Origin of the sequence: Sulfuricella sp. (assembly GCF_035531155.1) — a bacterium.
Lineage (GTDB): Bacteria > Pseudomonadota > Gammaproteobacteria > Burkholderiales > Sulfuricellaceae > Sulfuricella.
In genome coordinates this window covers 90,442-105,521 of the sequence record NZ_DATKTK010000026.1, presented here as the reverse complement: position 1 = coordinate 105,521, position 15,080 = coordinate 90,442, and the positions used below count along the sequence as shown (strand labels likewise).

Annotated in this window: 15 protein-coding genes; 11 read left to right on the top strand and 4 right to left on the bottom strand. The window is 58.2% G+C overall.

Going from position 1 to position 15,080, the window contains the following annotated elements; translation table 11 throughout:
- Positions 1 to 60: 60 nt before the first annotated feature.
- The 3 genes from VMV64_RS04800 to VMV64_RS04790 all read left to right on the top strand — a co-directional run bounded on the left by VMV64_RS04800 (position 61) and on the right by VMV64_RS04790 (position 2,653).
- Positions 61 to 759, top strand: a complete 699-nt coding sequence (locus VMV64_RS04800; protein WP_325328810.1) for a pirin family protein — start codon at positions 61 to 63, stop codon at positions 757 to 759.
- A 184-nt stretch (positions 760 to 943) separates the two neighbouring features.
- Positions 944 to 2,023, top strand: a complete 1,080-nt coding sequence (locus tag VMV64_RS04795) for an alkene reductase (RefSeq protein ID WP_325328809.1) — start codon at positions 944 to 946, stop codon at positions 2,021 to 2,023.
- A gap of 18 nt (positions 2,024 to 2,041) precedes the next feature.
- Positions 2,042 to 2,653, top strand: a complete 612-nt coding sequence (locus VMV64_RS04790) for a nitroreductase family protein (protein WP_325328808.1) — start codon at positions 2,042 to 2,044, stop codon at positions 2,651 to 2,653.
- On the opposite strand, the gene arfB is transcribed toward VMV64_RS04790, so the two are convergent.
- Entirely contained in the window at positions 2,650 to 3,066 is a 417-nt protein-coding gene (gene arfB / locus VMV64_RS04785; RefSeq protein WP_325328807.1) for an alternative ribosome rescue aminoacyl-tRNA hydrolase ArfB, read from the bottom strand. The genes VMV64_RS04790 and arfB overlap by 4 nt on opposite strands.
- A 527-nt stretch (positions 3,067 to 3,593) precedes the next feature.
- Here arfB and VMV64_RS04780 point away from each other — a divergent pair.
- The 8 genes from VMV64_RS04780 (at position 3,594) to VMV64_RS04745 (ending at position 11,540) form a co-directional block, all read left to right on the top strand.
- On the top strand, positions 3,594 to 4,148 hold the full coding sequence (locus tag VMV64_RS04780; RefSeq protein ID WP_325328806.1) for a DUF924 family protein: 555 nt from the start codon (positions 3,594 to 3,596) through the stop codon (positions 4,146 to 4,148).
- A 260-nt stretch (positions 4,149 to 4,408) separates the two neighbouring features.
- Positions 4,409 to 5,227: a hypothetical protein gene (locus tag VMV64_RS04775; protein WP_325328805.1), complete on the top strand. Its 819-nt coding sequence runs from the start codon at positions 4,409 to 4,411 to the stop codon at positions 5,225 to 5,227.
- A 210-nt stretch (positions 5,228 to 5,437) separates the two neighbouring features.
- Complete coding sequence (locus VMV64_RS04770; RefSeq protein WP_325328804.1) at positions 5,438 to 5,860, top strand: hypothetical protein; 423 nt, start codon at positions 5,438 to 5,440, stop codon at positions 5,858 to 5,860.
- 226 nt (positions 5,861 to 6,086) lie between these two features.
- Positions 6,087 to 7,796, top strand: a complete 1,710-nt coding sequence (locus tag VMV64_RS04765) for a CHASE2 domain-containing protein (RefSeq protein WP_325328803.1) — start codon at positions 6,087 to 6,089, stop codon at positions 7,794 to 7,796.
- Positions 7,793 to 8,320, top strand: a complete 528-nt coding sequence (locus VMV64_RS04760; RefSeq protein ID WP_325328802.1) for an SH3 domain-containing protein — start codon at positions 7,793 to 7,795, stop codon at positions 8,318 to 8,320. Before VMV64_RS04765 ends, VMV64_RS04760 begins: the two co-directional genes overlap by 4 nt.
- Positions 8,317 to 9,159 carry a M48 family metalloprotease gene (locus tag VMV64_RS04755; RefSeq protein ID WP_325328801.1) on the top strand — a complete coding sequence of 281 codons (843 nt, stop codon included), beginning with the start codon at positions 8,317 to 8,319 and terminating at the stop codon, positions 9,157 to 9,159. The genes VMV64_RS04760 and VMV64_RS04755 overlap by 4 nt, the downstream gene beginning before the upstream one ends.
- Before the next feature lie 31 nt (positions 9,160 to 9,190).
- Positions 9,191 to 9,757 (top strand): peptidylprolyl isomerase, encoded by a 567-nt coding sequence (locus VMV64_RS04750; protein ID WP_325328800.1) that lies wholly within the window; start codon positions 9,191 to 9,193, stop codon positions 9,755 to 9,757.
- 4 nt (positions 9,758 to 9,761) lie between these two features.
- Positions 9,762 to 11,540, top strand: coding sequence for an ABC transporter ATP-binding protein (locus tag VMV64_RS04745; protein ID WP_325328799.1), 1,779 nt, complete (start codon positions 9,762 to 9,764; stop codon positions 11,538 to 11,540).
- 240 nt (positions 11,541 to 11,780) lie between these two features.
- Here the strand turns inward: VMV64_RS04745 and VMV64_RS04740 are convergent, their stop codons facing one another.
- The 3 genes from VMV64_RS04740 to VMV64_RS04730 form a co-directional block, all read right to left on the bottom strand.
- Positions 11,781 to 12,347 carry a YceI family protein gene (locus VMV64_RS04740; protein ID WP_325328798.1) on the bottom strand — a complete coding sequence of 189 codons (567 nt, stop codon included), beginning with the start codon at positions 12,345 to 12,347 and terminating at the stop codon, positions 11,781 to 11,783.
- Positions 12,348 to 12,408: 61 nt separating this feature from the next.
- The gene (locus VMV64_RS04735; RefSeq protein WP_325328797.1) at positions 12,409 to 13,050 is read right to left on the bottom strand and encodes a c-type cytochrome; all 642 of its coding nucleotides are present in this window, start codon (positions 13,048 to 13,050) and stop codon (positions 12,409 to 12,411) included.
- Between the two features lie 77 nt (positions 13,051 to 13,127).
- Positions 13,128 to 14,642, bottom strand: a complete 1,515-nt coding sequence (locus VMV64_RS04730) for a cytochrome C (protein ID WP_325328796.1) — start codon at positions 14,640 to 14,642, stop codon at positions 13,128 to 13,130.
- Positions 14,643 to 15,080: the final 438 nt, after the last annotated feature.

The window sequence follows — 15,080 nt, the reverse complement described above, 5'->3', positions numbered from 1 at the left end:
TTGAAAATCGTGGGGTTCGATCCCATTTCTGATCATACCAAACAATAACCGGAGGCGACCATGATCAATATCCGCAAAGCCCATGAACGCGGCCATGCCGACCATGGCTGGCTGAACACCTGGCATACGTTCTCCTTCGCCGACTACTACGATCCCGAGCAGATGGGCTACTCCAGCCTGCGCGTCATCAACGATGACCGGGTGGCGCCGGGTGCCGGCTTCCCCACCCACCCCCACCGCGACATGGAAATCATCACCTATGTGCTGTCGGGGGCGCTGGAACACAAGGACAGCATGGGCAACGGCACCGTGATCCGCCCCGGCGAAGTACAGCGCATGAGTGCAGGCACCGGCATTCGCCACAGCGAGTTCAACGCTTCCGCCAGCGAGGAGGTGCACCTGCTGCAGATATGGATCGTGCCGCAGCAAAGCGGCATCACGCCGAGCTACGAGCAGAAGTTTTTCGACGCCGCCGAGAAGCTCGGCAGGCTGCGCCTGGTCGCCTCGCCAGATGGCAGCGAAGGCTCGGTCACGATCCATCAGGATGCGAAACTTTACGCCGGCCTGATCGACCCGGAACACGGCGCCGAGCACGCCCTGCCGCCGGGACGCCGCGCCTATCTCCATGTCGCCCGGGGCGCGGCCAGCCTCAACGGCGAGGCGCTGGAAGCGGGCGACGGAGCGCGCATCGAGGGTGAAAACAGAATTCGTCTAGAATCTGACAGTTCGGCAGAAATATTGCTGTTCGACCTGGCCTGACCATAAACTCAATCAAGGGCGCTTAGCCACGGATTAACACAGACAGATAGACAAAGATAAATCCCATTGAAAGTGACTCTTAGTTTCACGAAATGGCAGCCATTCGTGTAACGTTCATTGAGAATCTGTGAACATCTGTGGCAATCCGTGTCCAGAATTTTTTTAGTTAACAGGAATAAATCATATGACCACCGATCTTTTCACGCCGCTGCAAATGGGCCCCTATACCCTGACCAACCGCATCGTCATGGCCCCGCTGACCCGGAACCGGGCTGGCGCCGGCAATGTACCTCAGCCGATGAGCGTGGAATATTACCGCCAGCGCGCCTCGGCCGGCCTGATCGTCAGCGAGGGTTCGCAGATTTCACCCTCCGCCGTCGGCTACCCGGCCACGCCCGGCATCCACAGCCCTGAGCAGATCGCCGGCTGGAAGCGGGTGACTGACGCGGTGCACGGCCGCGGCGGGCGCATCTTCCTGCAACTGTGGCACTGCGGCCGGATTTCCCACCCCTCGCTGCTGGACACCGGAACGCTGCCGGTCGCCCCCTCTGCCATCAAGCCTGAAGGACAGGCCTTCACCTACCGGGGATTGCAGCCCTTCGTCACGCCGCGCGCACTGGAAACCAGCGAGCTGCCGGGCATCGTCGAGGACTACCGCAAGGCGGCGCAGAATGCGCTGGCAGCAGGCTTCGACGGTGTCGAAATCCACGCTGCCAACGGCTACCTGCTCGACCAGTTCCTGCGCGACGGCTCCAACCAGCGCACCGACGCCTATGGCGGCTCGCTTGAAAATCGCTGCCGCCTGCTGCTCGAAGTCACCCGGGCCGTCGCCGATGTATGGGGGGCGAACCGCGTCGGCGTGCGGCTTTCCCCGCTCAACCCGTTCAACGACATGCACGACTCCAACCCGCAGAAAACCTTCGAGTACGCGGCGACGGTGCTGAGCCCCTTCGGCCTGGCCTACCTGCATGGCATGGAAGGCACCATCGGCGAGAGCAAGCATGCCGCGCAGGAATTCGATTTCACGCCCTTCCGGCGCTGCTTCAAGGGCACCTACATCGCCAACGGCGGCTACGACAAGGCGCTCGCCGAGGAAGCCCTGGCCACGGGCTATGCGGACCTGGTGGCCTTCGGCGTATTGTTCATTGCCAACCCGGACTTGCCGGAACGCTTCGCCAAAAATGCTGCGCTTAACGCACCCGACCCGAACACCTTCTACGGCGGCGACGAAAAAGGCTATACCGACTACCCGTTTCTCTCTTAAAAATATCAAGGAACAGCAATGCAAACCAAATCCGCCTCCACCCAGGTAGGCGTTCACGACCTCATCGCCAGACGCTGGAGCTGTCGCGCCTTCGACGCAACCAAACCGGTCAGCCGGGAACAGATCGTTTCACTGCTGGAAGCCGCGCGCTGGGCGCCCTCCTGCTTCGGCGACGAGCCGTGGCGCTTCATCGTGTGGGACAAGAACAGCGATGCGGCCGCCTGGCAGAAGGCCTTCGACTGCCTGGGGGAATGGAACCAGAACTGGGTGAAGAACGCTCCGGTGCTGGTGCTGACCACCGCCCACAGTCTGTTCCGCAGAGATGGCAGCCCCAACCGCTGGGGACAGTACGACACCGGTGCCGCCGCAGAGAATTTGTGTCTGCAAGCGGTGGCCTCGGGGCTGATGGCGCACCAGATGGGCGGCTTCGATGTGGATAAAACGCGTAGTACTTTCAACATTCCCAAAGAATTCGCCCTGATGGCGATGATCGCGGTGGGCTACCAGGGCGAACCGGAAGTGCTCAACGACAACGAGGAACTAAAGGAACTGGAACTGGCCGCTCGCGCCAGAACAGCGCTAGGCGTGCATTTCTTCGAAGGTGACTGGGGCATACCGGTAAAAAGCTAGTCCTCGACCTTTCCTCGCCCGCGCTTGACCTCGCCACGTTGCTTCTTGGTTTCCAGCCTGCGTTTTTTCGATGCCTTGGTCGGCTTGGTGGCGATGCGCGGCTTGGGCTTCTCGGTGGCATGGCGGATCAGCTCCACCAGACGAGTGATTGCGTCCTGCCGGTTGCGCTCCTGCGTGCGATGGCGCTTGGCCTCGATCAGCAGCTCGCCCTCGTTGGTCAGGCGGTTGCCCGCCAGCTTCATCAGGCGGGCTCGCACATCCTCGGGTAGCGAAGGAGAACGAGCCACGTCAAAGCGCAACTGCACCGCCGTCGACACCTTGTTGACGTTCTGCCCGCCCGGCCCGGAGGCGCGGATGAACTGCAGTTCGATTTCGTTCTCGTCGATGGCGAGCTGTGAAGTAATCCGGATCATGCCGCTATGGTAGCAACCGGCCGCTTGCCGGGAAAGAAATAAACGCGTTAAATCCAAACTGCATGGGATTATTTTGCGCACGGGTTGTTCTGGTTTGTCGAAGGAAACCGTGTTCAGCGACCTGCTGAATACATGTGGATGTTGGTCTAATGGGCGGATTTATGGTGCCTATTTCAAATCAGGGAGGATGTATGCGAAATTTATCGGTCGCTGTTCTATTGTCGATTGCCGCGCATGGGGTGAATGCGGCAGATGAGGTTGGACGATACCAAGCCATTCCACTTCCCAGGTCCAACAATGACATATCACAGTCGGTGGTAATCATCGACACGAAAGAGGGCTATCTCTGGGAGTGGGTTTCATCACCCCCCCCTTGGCCGGATTCCTGATGGATACTATCTCCGATATCAGGGCCGAGTTAGACCAGGCAAAGCTATTGGGGAAGTGGTTGATCAGAAACAATTTATTCCGCTCCTAAAATGAAAAAACAAGAGGCGGAGAAACATCCTGGGTAAATAAGGCAAGAAATGGCAGCCCGGATAACTCCCCAAAACATTCTCGACTTCTGGTACTCGAAAGAGATGCAAGGCCGCTGGTTTTCATCAACGCCGGCGCTGGATGACGAGATCCGCAGCCGATTCGAGGCGCTGTGGCGCAGAGCTGCCGCAGGGAAACTCGACGGGTGGAAAGAAACCCCTGAGGGCTGCCTTGCCTTGGCCATCGTGCTCGACCAGTTGCCGCTGAACATGTTTCGCGGCAGGGCGGAGAGCTTCAGCACCGAACAACAGGCGGTCGTAATCGCCAAACACGCTATCGGCAAAGGCTACGACCAGCGCTTGCAGGCAGACCGCCTGGCCTTTCTATACATGCCGTTGATGCACAGCGAGAACCTCGCCGACCAGGATCTTTCAGTCAGGCTGTTCGAAGCGGCGAAGCTCGAAGGCAACCTGCGTTTTGCGCAACATCATCGGGAACTGATCCGGAAATACGGCCGCTTTCCTCACCGCAACAACCTACTCGGACGGCAAAGCACGCCTGAGGAAATCGAGTATCTTGCTTCCAGGGAAGCATTTCTGGGCTAGCACAACGATCTGTACAGAGACCCCGTGAGCCGATTAAGTCGGCTGCGTATCTATTGTCTTTCAGCTGATGTCATCCCCGCGTTGAGGCGCCCAAGGCGCCGGGAACTTTGGCGCGGGCAGCTTGCCCTATTAAGGTATTGACATTCGATCATCCGGTTATTTAGGATGATCGTTAATGGGTTCATTGCCGATGACATTTGTCGAGTGAGGCTTCATCTACTCATGCCAATTCCAGAAATTTTTATGCACGTTCACGCCAAGTGGCCAAATCAAACCCCATCCTGATCGCCGCTATCGCGGTATCCTTCCTTCTCCCGGGCTGCGCGGGTGTGGGTTCGGCGCGGCTGGTGAAAGCGCAAAACCGTCTCGACCTCCTGCCCGGCAAAACATCCGGTCAGCCTTTATCGAAGGTGCAAACCGGGATGCTGCCGATTGCCCCGCACATCTACGTTGACCGGGAAATACCCGTCGAAAGCACCCGGCAGTTGCTGAACATCGTGGAAAAAGCCCGGGTAAGGGCCGCCTATTTCTACGGCGAGCTGATCGCCGAGCCGGACATCCTGTTCTGCTCCACCATGGAGTGCTACAGAAAATTCGGCGCTATCGGGCTCGGCTACACGCTCGGCAACACCATCCTGATTTCCCCCTACGGCGCACGGGCTGCAATCGTCAGCCACGAGCTGTCCCATGTCGAACTGGCGGCGCGTCTGGGCGGACAGCCGGAGGTTATGGACAAGATCCCGCAATGGTTTGACGAGGGCATTGCGGTGACGGTCAGCCTGGCCTACGAGTTTTCCGACGAGGCTTGGCTGGAGGCCTGCCAGAAAGGCGCAAGCTCGCCTCGGCTGAGCGAGATCGAGAGCGTGGATGGCTGGAACCAGGTCACCGGCGCAAACGGCATCAACATGCAGCGCTCCTACGGCACGGCCCGGCAGGAAGTCGTCCGGTGGTACGCCAAGGCAGGGCACAAGGGCCTGGATCAATTGATCCAGGCGCTAAAGGCCAAAGAAAATTTCCATGATGTCTATCGAAGCATAGAAGAGAACTCCGCAGCCTTGATCCTGGCTGCAAAAAACTGAACATTCTTCCATCGCCCCACCATGCTGCCGCCCTCCACACCCAACCAGGGCCGGTACTTCAGCAGGTCAAAACGGATACAACCATCCCGGAACTTAAGGGAATTTACGGACTCTTAAAAATACCCGACTATTTTTGTATGGTATGCTATATATAATAGATAATAGTTAAAAATGTTTGTACGTTTTTTTAGTAGCTGAAAGGAGACTATCATGAAAAGCAAATGGCTATTGGCTTTGACATGTTTAGTTATCGGCATGGCCGCATTTACCGGAAAAATCGCTTATGCCGATACGCATTTCGTTGGCATGTACGATGAACCGACATACTGTGCGGACTGGAACTTTAACGACCCCAACTGCTCCGCTTCTCTAACGGAGCCCAGCGGCAAAGCGGCTTTCGGGAACCCTTCCGGAAAGGTGATGCGCATTGAAACAGCACCGTCCTACTGCCTTGACAACGACTGGGAATTCAATGACCCCAACTGCCCCGCCTATCTTGAGCGTACCGAAGGCAAGGCGGCTTACGGGGAACCTGCCGGAAGAGCAATGCAGATCGACACGACCCCGACTTATTGCGTGGACAACGACTGGGCCTTCAACGACTCCAACTGCCCCGCCTATCTCCGCAACTGATCCAGGCTGTCGCATCGCCGGAGCGGAATAAGGACGCGGCCCGCACGAATTTTTTAAGCCTTTAATTCGGCAATCGGGCGCCTCCCGCTCCCGGCGATGATTAACCATCAAACAGAATGCGCCTGCGCATTCTGTTTTTTTGTGTCACCTCTGATTTTTTACCCGGCTTACCTGGCGTCATGCCCTCGGTGCATAATAGCGCCATCCCATCCATAAGCGCCAAGACATGAGTTCTCCCGTCCCCCTTTCAAGCCGGCCGAGAAAAATCCTCGGCCGACTCTCCGATTTTCTGGCAAAGAAGTGGAAGAACGGCTTTTATCTCTATCTGGCCGGGATATTCACCGCGCTGATCGTGTTCGATGCGTTTTTCCTCCATTTCGCCGCAGAGATGAAGCAGACTGCCTTCGACATGATGGTGCGCTACCGCGTCGTCGTGCCCACGCCCGACAAGGATATCGTCATCGTCGACATCAACGAGGCGAGCCTTGCCGCGATGTCAAAAGAATACGGTCGCTGGCCGTGGCCGCGGCAGGTGCTGGGAGAGTTTGTCGAACAGATCGAAAAGCAGCGGCCGCAGGCGGTGGTGTTCGACATCCTGTTCAGCGACCCGGACGTATACAACCCGGACAGCGACGCCTATTTCGACGCCGCCATCGCCGCCACCGGCAACACTTTTTTCCCGATGCTGCGGCTCGATCCGGCCGACGACGCCCTGAGCCAGATCAAGCCGGCCATGATCCCGGGCGTGGTTGCACGGGACAACGAGGCGCAGCGCGATGCCACGCTGGCGATGGTGCTGCCGCACTTCAAGGCGGCGCTGGAAGGCAGCCGGCTCGGGCTGCACAACATCACCCCGGATGCCGACGGCATCGTCCGCCAGTATCCGGTTTACCGCGACGATTACGGCTGGAAAATCCCCTCGCTGCCGCTGCGCATTGCCCAGCAACTGAAGTTTCCCCAGCCCGAAGCGCAGCGGGTGCTGCTCAACTGGCGCGGCCGGCCCTTCACCTACCGTTCGGTGAGCTTCAGCGACGTCTTTGTCGACCTGACCAGCAAGAACAAACAGCGCCCGCCGGACGAATTCACCGGCAAGATCGTCATCATCGGTTCGACCGCGCCCAGCCTGTTCGACGTCAAGCCGACGCCGCTCAGCCGCATGCATCCCGGCGTGGAAATCCTCGCCACCGCCATCGACAACTTCAAGCACGACGACTACCTGCGCTTTCCCGATGCCCGCATCGCCTACCTGCTGCTGACGCTCGCCATCGTCTGGGCGACCGCCTGGGGGTTCTACCGCAACATCGGGCAGGACAAATTCGATAGGCTGTTCGGCGCTTCGCAATTCATTCTTCTGACCATTTCCTACGCCAGCATCAACTTCACCACCACCTACATCAACCTTACCGGCCCGGTCACCCTCGGCCTGGCCTACTTCACCCTCGCCCGGCTGTACGCCTTCGCCACCGGCAAGGCGCTGGAAACAAGCTCGGTGCGGACGTCGCAAGAGCACGGCGGCGAGCTGCACGGCGTGCTGATGCTGATCCGCCTTGGCGGGCAGGCGGGTGTGCTGAGCGAAGGCGCGCGCGAAAAAATCCGCCGGAGACTGGAAAAAACCGGCAGCGCAACGAAGAGCGTGGAAATCCTCACTGGCCGGCAAAAAGGCATCTGGGACCTGTTTGAGGACACCCTGGCGATTTCCTGGCTGCGCCCGGCGGACGACGAAGATAGTCGGCTACGCATCGTCCGCGACATCAGCGAGGTAGCACGGGCGATCCGACCTCTCTTGCGGAAACATGCTGCAACTGCAGATAATGACGTGAACTGGTTCGTCCACGAAGGACTGATTATCGGCGGAGAAGAGGCACGCAACAGCTGGCGCGCATTGTTCGCCGAAACGCTGCTACGCTGGAAAGAGACAAAAAAGGGGAAATCATGACGCACGCGACACGCTGTTTCAACATCCTGCTGGCCGCATTGCTGCTGGCGGCGCCGATCGCCCACGCCGGCGTGAGCGGCGCCGCGGTCAAGGCGGACGAACTGAAAGCGGAGCCGTTCCGCGATGCCAAAACCGTCGGCAAGCTGGCCACCGGCGACAAGGTGGAAATCCTGAAGAAGGATGGCAGCTGGTTCCAGGTAAAAAGTGCCCGGGGCAGCGGCTGGGTGCGCATGCTCAGCATCCGCCGTGGCGAGGCACGCAAGGCCTCGGCCGGCAGTGAAATCGCCGGCTTGGCCAGACTCGCTTCGGGACGGGCCGGGACCGGGCGGGTGGTCGCCACCACCGGCATCCGCGGTCTCAACGAGGAAGAACTCAAAGCAGCCAAATTCAACGAGGCTGAACTGAAGCTGGCGGAATCCAGCCTCACCAGCCGGGCGGAGGCGAAAAAATTCGCCGCCAAAGGCAAACTGTCAGCGCGCAAGCTGGATTACCTGCCCGACCCGGCACAGGGAGAACAACCATGAACCGCGCGCTAGTCAGATGGCTAACCGGGCTGGGTCTACTGCTGTGCCTCGGTGCGGCACACGGCTTCGACTTGATGCAAGAGCTGAAAAAGGCCGCGGAACAGGAACTGCAAAAACCGGGCAAGTCAGCGGGCCTGGGCGGCTATTCCGAGGAGGAAGAAATCGCCATCGGCCGCGAGATTGCCGGCAACCTGCTCGGCGCCGCACCGCTGGTGAAAGACAGGCAGCTGCAGAAATACGTCAACAACGTCGGTCGCTGGGTCGCCAGCCAGAGCGAGCGTCCCGATCTCGCCTGGCACTTCGGCGTGATCGAATCGAAAGACATCAACGCCTTCGCCGCGCCCGGCGGCTACATCTTCGTCACCCGCGGGCTATACCAGTTGCTTGGCAACGAAGCCGAACTGGCGGGTGTGCTGGCGCACGAAATCGGCCACGTCATCCGCAAGCACCACCTGAAAATTTTGCAGCAAAGCCAACTGGTGGACTTGGGCGGAAAACTGCTGGCGAAGCAGGTGGGGAGCGACGAAAAAATCCACAACCTGATCGGCAGCGGCGCGGAAATCGTCTCGCGCTCGCTCGACAAGAACGCCGAATTCGAAGCCGACCGCATCGCCGTGGTGCTGGCTGCGCGCGCCGGCTACGACGCCTTCGGCCTGCCCGAAGTGCTGCAGGAGATCGGCCACTCCGCAGCCGGCGACAGCGGCAGCGTGGCGCTACTGTTCAAAACCCACCCCCACCCCGACGAACGTCTGACCAAACTTGGTGACGCAGTGGGAAGCCGCTTCGACGGACTGAAGGGACTGACCCTGGACTATCGTTTCTACCACCTGAGACCTTAACTTTTTTCAATCAACTTCGGAGAGAAAATCAATGAAAATGCGCTGGGTTACCCTCGTTTGCGGGCTGCTGCTTAACCTGAATGTTTACGCCGCCAATCCCATGGTCGAGATGAAGACCAATCTTGGCAGCTTCACACTCGAACTCTACCCGGACAAGGCGCCGAAGACGGTGGAAAATTTCCTCAAATACGTCAAGGTCGGCTTCTACAAGGGCACGGTATTCCACCGCGTGATCGACAACTTCATGATCCAGGGCGGCGGTTTCGATACCAGGCTAATGGAAAAGGAAACCTTTTACCCGATCCGGAATGAGGCCACCAACGGCCTGAAAAACGAGACTTACACCATCGCCATGGCGCGCACCAATGACCCGCATTCCGCCAAGGCGCAGTTCTTCATCAACGTCAGGGACAACCCCTTCCTCGACCATACCGTTCCCAAAATGCAAGGCTGGGGCTACGCGGTGTTCGGCAAGGTGGTGAAAGGCCAGGACGTGGTCATGAAGATTTCCAAGGTGAAAACCGGGCAGCGCGACCCCCTGCCCTCGGACGTGCCGCTGGAGAATGTGGTGATCGAGGACGTAAAACTGCTGCCGTAATTCGATGTCTGCCGCCTACACCTGGTCCTCCATCCTCGGTATCGTCCGCGAGCACAAGAAGGACCTGATCAGCGCCCACATCGTCGCCATCCTGGCGGCGGTGGCAAGCGTGCCGATTCCGCTCCTGATGCCGCTGCTGGTGGACGAAGTGCTGCTGCACCAGCCCGGTCGGCTGGTGGCTTGGCTGGACAGCCATTTCCCCGCCGCCTGGCACGGGCCGGTGCTGTACATCGGCGCGGTGCTGGCGGTGACGCTGGCACTGCGGCTGACAGCGCTGATCCTGGGCGTATGGCAGGGCCGCAGCTTCACCCTGATCGCCAAGGACGTGGTCTTCCGCATGCGCGAGCAGATGCTGCTGCGCTTGAGCCGCATTGCCATGTCGGAGTACGAAACGCTGGGTAGCGGCGCAGTCGCCTCCCACTTCGTCAAAGACCTCGATGCGGTGGACAATTTCATCGGTGCCTCGGTGTCCAAATTCCTGGTGGCGCTGCTGTCCATCATCGGCACCGCCATCGTTCTGCTGTGGATGCACTGGCAGCTGGCGCTGTTCATCCTGCTTCTCAATCCGGCGGTCATCTATTTCACCACGGTGCTGGGCAAGCGCGTGAAAGATTTGAAGAAGCGCGAAAACAGCGCCTTCGAGCTGTTCCAGCAGGCGCTCACCGAAACCCTGGACGCAATCCAGCAAATCCGCGCCATCAACCGCGAACGCCACTATATTGCTCAGGTGATCGAACGGGCGCGCGGCATCCGCACCCACGCTGCCGCTTTCTCGTGGAAAAGCGATGCGGCCGGACGACTGTCGTTCATGGTGTTCCTGTTCGGCTTCGACGTATTCCGCGCCATCAGCATGCTGATGGTGGTGTACTCCAATCTCAGCATCGGCCAGATGATGGCGGTGTTCGGCTACCTCTGGTTCATGATGGGCCCGGTGCAGGAAATCCTCGGCATCCAGTACGCTTTTTACGCCGCCAAGGCGGCGCTGGGACGCATCAACCGCCTGCTCGAACTCAAGGAAGAGCCGCATTACCCACACCTGAAGGATCCCTTCGCCGGCAAGCATACCGTCGGCGTCGAAGTCGAGAACGTCTGCTTCAGCTACGGCGAAACGCCGGTGCTGAACGGCGTCAGCCTGAAAATCCGGCCGGGCGAAAAAGTGGCGCTGGTGGGCGCTTCCGGCGGCGGCAAGTCGACCCTGGTGCAGGTGATACTCGGCCTCTATCCGCCCGACTCCGGCACGGTGAATTTCGACGGCGTGCCGATGACCGAAATCGGCATGGAAGTGGTGCGCAGCCATGTCGCCACCGTGCTGCAACATCCGGCGCTATTCAACGACACGGTGCGCATGAACCTGACTCTGGGCCGCGAGCTCACCGACCCACAGCTGTGGCAAGCTCTGGAAGTGGCGCAGCTGGCCGATACCGTGCGCGAGCTGCCGTGCGGCATCGACACCGTGGTCGGTCGCCAAGGCGTGCGCCTCTCCGGCGGCCAGCGCCAGCGTCTGGCGATCGCGCGTATGGTGCTGTCCGACCCGCAGGTGGTGATCCTGGACGAGGCCACCTCGGCGCTCGATGCCGAAACCGAAGCGAAACTGCATGACGCGCTGCGCGAGTTTCTGAAAAATCGCACCACCCTGATCATCGCCCATCGCCTCTCCGCGGTGAAACAAGCTGACCGGGCCTACGTGTTCGATGGCGGCCAGATCATCGAGGAAGGCATGCACGATGAGTTGATCAAGGGCGACGGGCTTTACAGCCGGCTGTATGGACGACTGCAGCACTAGGCCCGCTCAATATTTCGTTCCGCTTTGTGGAAAAAAAATAGCCCGCTATTGCGGGCTATTTCATTAGATCCAGTCATTAAGCGTGTGACGTTCATCATTCCGATCATCGGACTGGCCCTTCAACGCGCAGGAGGGTCAATCCGTGTTGCGCATCAGCAGCTTTGCGACCCAATAGATGCATACGTCCCCGGCTCTGGAATGAGCAAGGATCGTATGCGGGCACTACTCAGGCCACCCGACTCAGTTCTTGTAAGCTTCGACCGGGACGCTGATTTTGACTTCGTCGCTAACCGCCGGGATGTATTTGGTCAACCCGAAATCAGAGCGCTTGAGGGTCGCCGTGACATCGCCGGCGCACATCGGTTTCTTGCTCACCGGGTTGGAGCCGCACTGGAAACCGTTCACCGTAACCTTGAGGGGTTTGGTCACGCCGATCATGGTGAATTGCCCTTCCGCCGCGACAACTTTGTTGCCATCGAAAATCAGTTTGTCCGATTTGAAGGTCATGGTCGGAAACTTCTTCACATTGAACAAGCCCTCGTCGGACAAATGTTTCGTCCAAGCCCCCCAGCCCATATCAAGTGACTCAGTGTAGACCGTGAAGTCGACGCTACCCGTCTTGGCCGCGAAGTCGATCATAACTTTGCCGCTCGTCTTATTGAAACGGCCGTGTTGTGTTGTGAAACCCAGATGAGTGACCTCAAAAACCGGGACGGTAAATTCGGAATCGGTGGCGTAGCTGTCGGCAGCGCGCGCGGGCGTGACCAGAGCGCTCATCATTGCGAAAGCGGCTAAATATCTTTTCATGAAAACCTCCGTTACGGACGTCTGTTGTTACCGGCAGGCCGCCGGTAACGACAGGATCCAGTTATTTGTCGTTGGGAAACGCCTGCAAATAGCCAGTCACGGCCTCCATTTCCTCATGGGAAATCAGGTGCGCGATTTGCGTCATCGGCGTATTCGGCCGTTGATCCGTTCTCTGGAAAACTTGCAACTGCTTCATCAAGTAGTCTTGGTGCTGATTCGCCAACCGGGGGAAGGTCGCGAGCCCCTCCGCTTTGGGTCCATGGCAAGCAATACAGGGGGGGGCTTCTTTTGCCGGAAGCCCTTTCTCGTAAATCTCCTTACCGGCGGCCATTTTCTGCGCATCGACCGGTGCGTTGGGCTGCGGAACCTGCTTGGCGAAGTATTCGGCGAGTCCCTTGATTTGATTGTCGGTGAGGTGGTGGCTTAAGCCCCACATATATTCAAAGCCGGCCGGGTCGGAGCGGTGTTGGCCTCTGAAATTCTCCAACTGGGCGATGATGTAGGCTGGCTGCTGCCCGGCGAGTCGCGGGAAATTCGGCGACACGGAATTGCCGTCGATACCGTGGCAGTTCGAACAGACCTGGACGGCGGTTACCGCCGGAGGGACATTCGGGTTGGCGAGGTCGCGAGAGCGCTCGAGGTTGGAGCAGCCGGAACTGGCCGCGGCTAGTCCGACAGCCAGCGTTAAAAAGATTTTTTTCATCTCGAATCTCCGAAGATTCCGACTATCGTGTCGGGTATGCGGCATAACGATTTCGGGCAGGAACTTCGACAGGGATCTCAATACGCACCCCACACATAGAAAAAGAGCGAATTGTTGTCCTGCGCGTTTCTGCCCAAACCATCGTAGTTGTCGGTTGCGCCGTTGTACTTGCTGTAGGCGGTGTACTGCACACCGACGCGAGCATATTGCACTGGCATCCAGAACGCTTCGTAGGTCAAGCCGCGCGTGGCGGGGTTGCCTGAGAGGTTGCCGTTAACGCGTTGTGACACTCCGGTCGCGCCGAGCGATCCACCGGGATCGCTTGTTATGCCAAATATTGGATCGTAACCCGAGGTCTGGTGCGCAGTGTTAGTTGTGCCGGTTAGATTGAAGTAGGCCAAACTGCCGCCGTATTTGGCCTGATAAACATAGGACAACTTGGCGCGGAACGTGTTGGTCGTGTCGGAATCATTGCCGTCAGCCAAGGGTGATCCGTCGGCGGCAAAAAACAAAGGCGACCCAGCCCCGACATTGGCAGCGACAGTATTAGGCGAATAGTTTGTTCTCTGTCTCATGTAGGCAACCTGTGCCGTGATCGTATGAGGATCGAGGATATACTGATATTGGGCATCGAGTCCGGTGTTCAATACACGGAAAATGCTGTTTGGATCCGATGTGTCCGTAGGGTCGTCGTAGACGTGTGCGATCATGCCTGAGGTGCCGACCATGATGTTATGCGCACCCCACTCGTGCGTTAGCGCCAGCCGCCAATAGGGGTTGTCGGCGCCCTGTAGTTTTGTCCTGCTCGCATTGTCCAAGCCCGCACTCAGAGGAGAGAAAATCCCGTTGGCCGTCTGGTAAGTGCCTAGTTCCGCATAGACCAACTTGTTCAAATACATATACAGGTTAACGCCGGCAAGATTTCCGCCGGCGCCGAAGCCGGGGAATGGGGCGGCCCCATCGATGAACTGGCTGCTGGTTGGGCTGGGCACGGGAACATATTGCATCCAGGCTGCGGCGGTATTCCACGGATCAGAAACCGATGGATTGTTGTTCAGACTGACGCCGAAGATCAGATCCCTATTCATGTCGATGAACCGGTCTGCATAGCGGATGTCGACGTTGTCTGTTGATGAGTGTCCTGAGTAACCGCCGTCGGCATTCTGGACGGCGAAATTGTCGTAGGTCCACTGTATGAACGCGCCGATGTTGTCGGTGATCTTGCCGCCGAGGAAGACGCTTCCGCCCGAGAAAAGGGGCGTCCCGTTTTTCGAGAAATCCCCTGCCGGATTGTCGCTTTTGGATGTGTCTTTGACCTTCGAGGAAGCGACGAGCCCCATAACCGACAACGGCACGGCGACTCGGTCGCCGATGGTGTAGCCGGTCATCTTGAACATCCGGCCATAGGGCGTCAGTTCGGGAAATTGTCCGCCGGCGTGGCAGGCCACGCAGTTCTGCCCAGTTTGGCGCGCGAAAAGCGGGAGCGCCTGCGAATCCACCGGGAACATCGCCGCCGCTATTCCCAGCACGCCGAAGACCAGAGCCGCCTGGCGCAAGATGGTACGCTGTATTGTCATTGTGATTCTACGCATTATTCTCCCTTTCAAAAAACAGCATTTCCAACTCAAACCGTTTCGCCGTCGTTTCTTTTGATGCAATTAATAGACTGTACGGGTCAGTTACACAACACTATTGGGGTGCCGTTATCACGATTGTTCTTAATTCTTAAAGTTATACAAATTTTATATAGTTCCAGGATGCCAATGTCTTGAGTTGACGGTAGCGCATGAACCTGACATGAACCTGACATTAATCAGTGAAATTAGATTTGCTGAAATATTTTCTACCCATTTCCGTTAAGAACACGTTAAGAAGAAGCAAACGGGGTACTGAGGTTTCCCTTCAAATTCACGATACATGGCAAGCATCCTGTGCCTGTTGATGGCGCAATGGTAGGGAGAGGGATGGATTCCAATTACAATCATCGAAATACTTTGATTAATTATCTAAGCATGGATATATTCAATTCA

What these genes read in the sequence shown, in the direction of transcription:
- VMV64_RS04800 (WP_325328810.1), top strand. Translation starts at nt 61, where the DNA reads ATGATCAATATCCGCAAAGCCCATGAACGCGGCCATGCCGACCATGGC.
- VMV64_RS04795 (WP_325328809.1), top strand. Translation starts at nt 944, where the DNA reads ATGACCACCGATCTTTTCACGCCGCTGCAAATGGGCCCCTATACCCTG.
- VMV64_RS04790 (WP_325328808.1), top strand. Translation starts at nt 2,042, where the DNA reads ATGCAAACCAAATCCGCCTCCACCCAGGTAGGCGTTCACGACCTCATC.
- arfB (WP_325328807.1), bottom strand. Translation starts at nt 3,066, where the DNA reads ATGATCCGGATTACTTCACAGCTCGCCATCGACGAGAACGAAATCGAA.
- VMV64_RS04780 (WP_325328806.1), top strand. Translation starts at nt 3,594, where the DNA reads ATGGCAGCCCGGATAACTCCCCAAAACATTCTCGACTTCTGGTACTCG.
- VMV64_RS04770 (WP_325328804.1), top strand. Translation starts at nt 5,438, where the DNA reads ATGAAAAGCAAATGGCTATTGGCTTTGACATGTTTAGTTATCGGCATG.
- VMV64_RS04765 (WP_325328803.1), top strand. Translation starts at nt 6,087, where the DNA reads ATGAGTTCTCCCGTCCCCCTTTCAAGCCGGCCGAGAAAAATCCTCGGC.
- VMV64_RS04760 (WP_325328802.1), top strand. Translation starts at nt 7,793, where the DNA reads ATGACGCACGCGACACGCTGTTTCAACATCCTGCTGGCCGCATTGCTG.
- VMV64_RS04755 (WP_325328801.1), top strand. Translation starts at nt 8,317, where the DNA reads ATGAACCGCGCGCTAGTCAGATGGCTAACCGGGCTGGGTCTACTGCTG.
- VMV64_RS04750 (WP_325328800.1), top strand. Translation starts at nt 9,191, where the DNA reads ATGAAAATGCGCTGGGTTACCCTCGTTTGCGGGCTGCTGCTTAACCTG.
- VMV64_RS04745 (WP_325328799.1), top strand. Translation starts at nt 9,762, where the DNA reads ATGTCTGCCGCCTACACCTGGTCCTCCATCCTCGGTATCGTCCGCGAG.
- VMV64_RS04740 (WP_325328798.1), bottom strand. Translation starts at nt 12,347, where the DNA reads ATGAAAAGATATTTAGCCGCTTTCGCAATGATGAGCGCTCTGGTCACG.
- VMV64_RS04735 (WP_325328797.1), bottom strand. Translation starts at nt 13,050, where the DNA reads ATGAAAAAAATCTTTTTAACGCTGGCTGTCGGACTAGCCGCGGCCAGT.
- VMV64_RS04730 (WP_325328796.1), bottom strand. Translation starts at nt 14,642, where the DNA reads ATGCGTAGAATCACAATGACAATACAGCGTACCATCTTGCGCCAGGCG.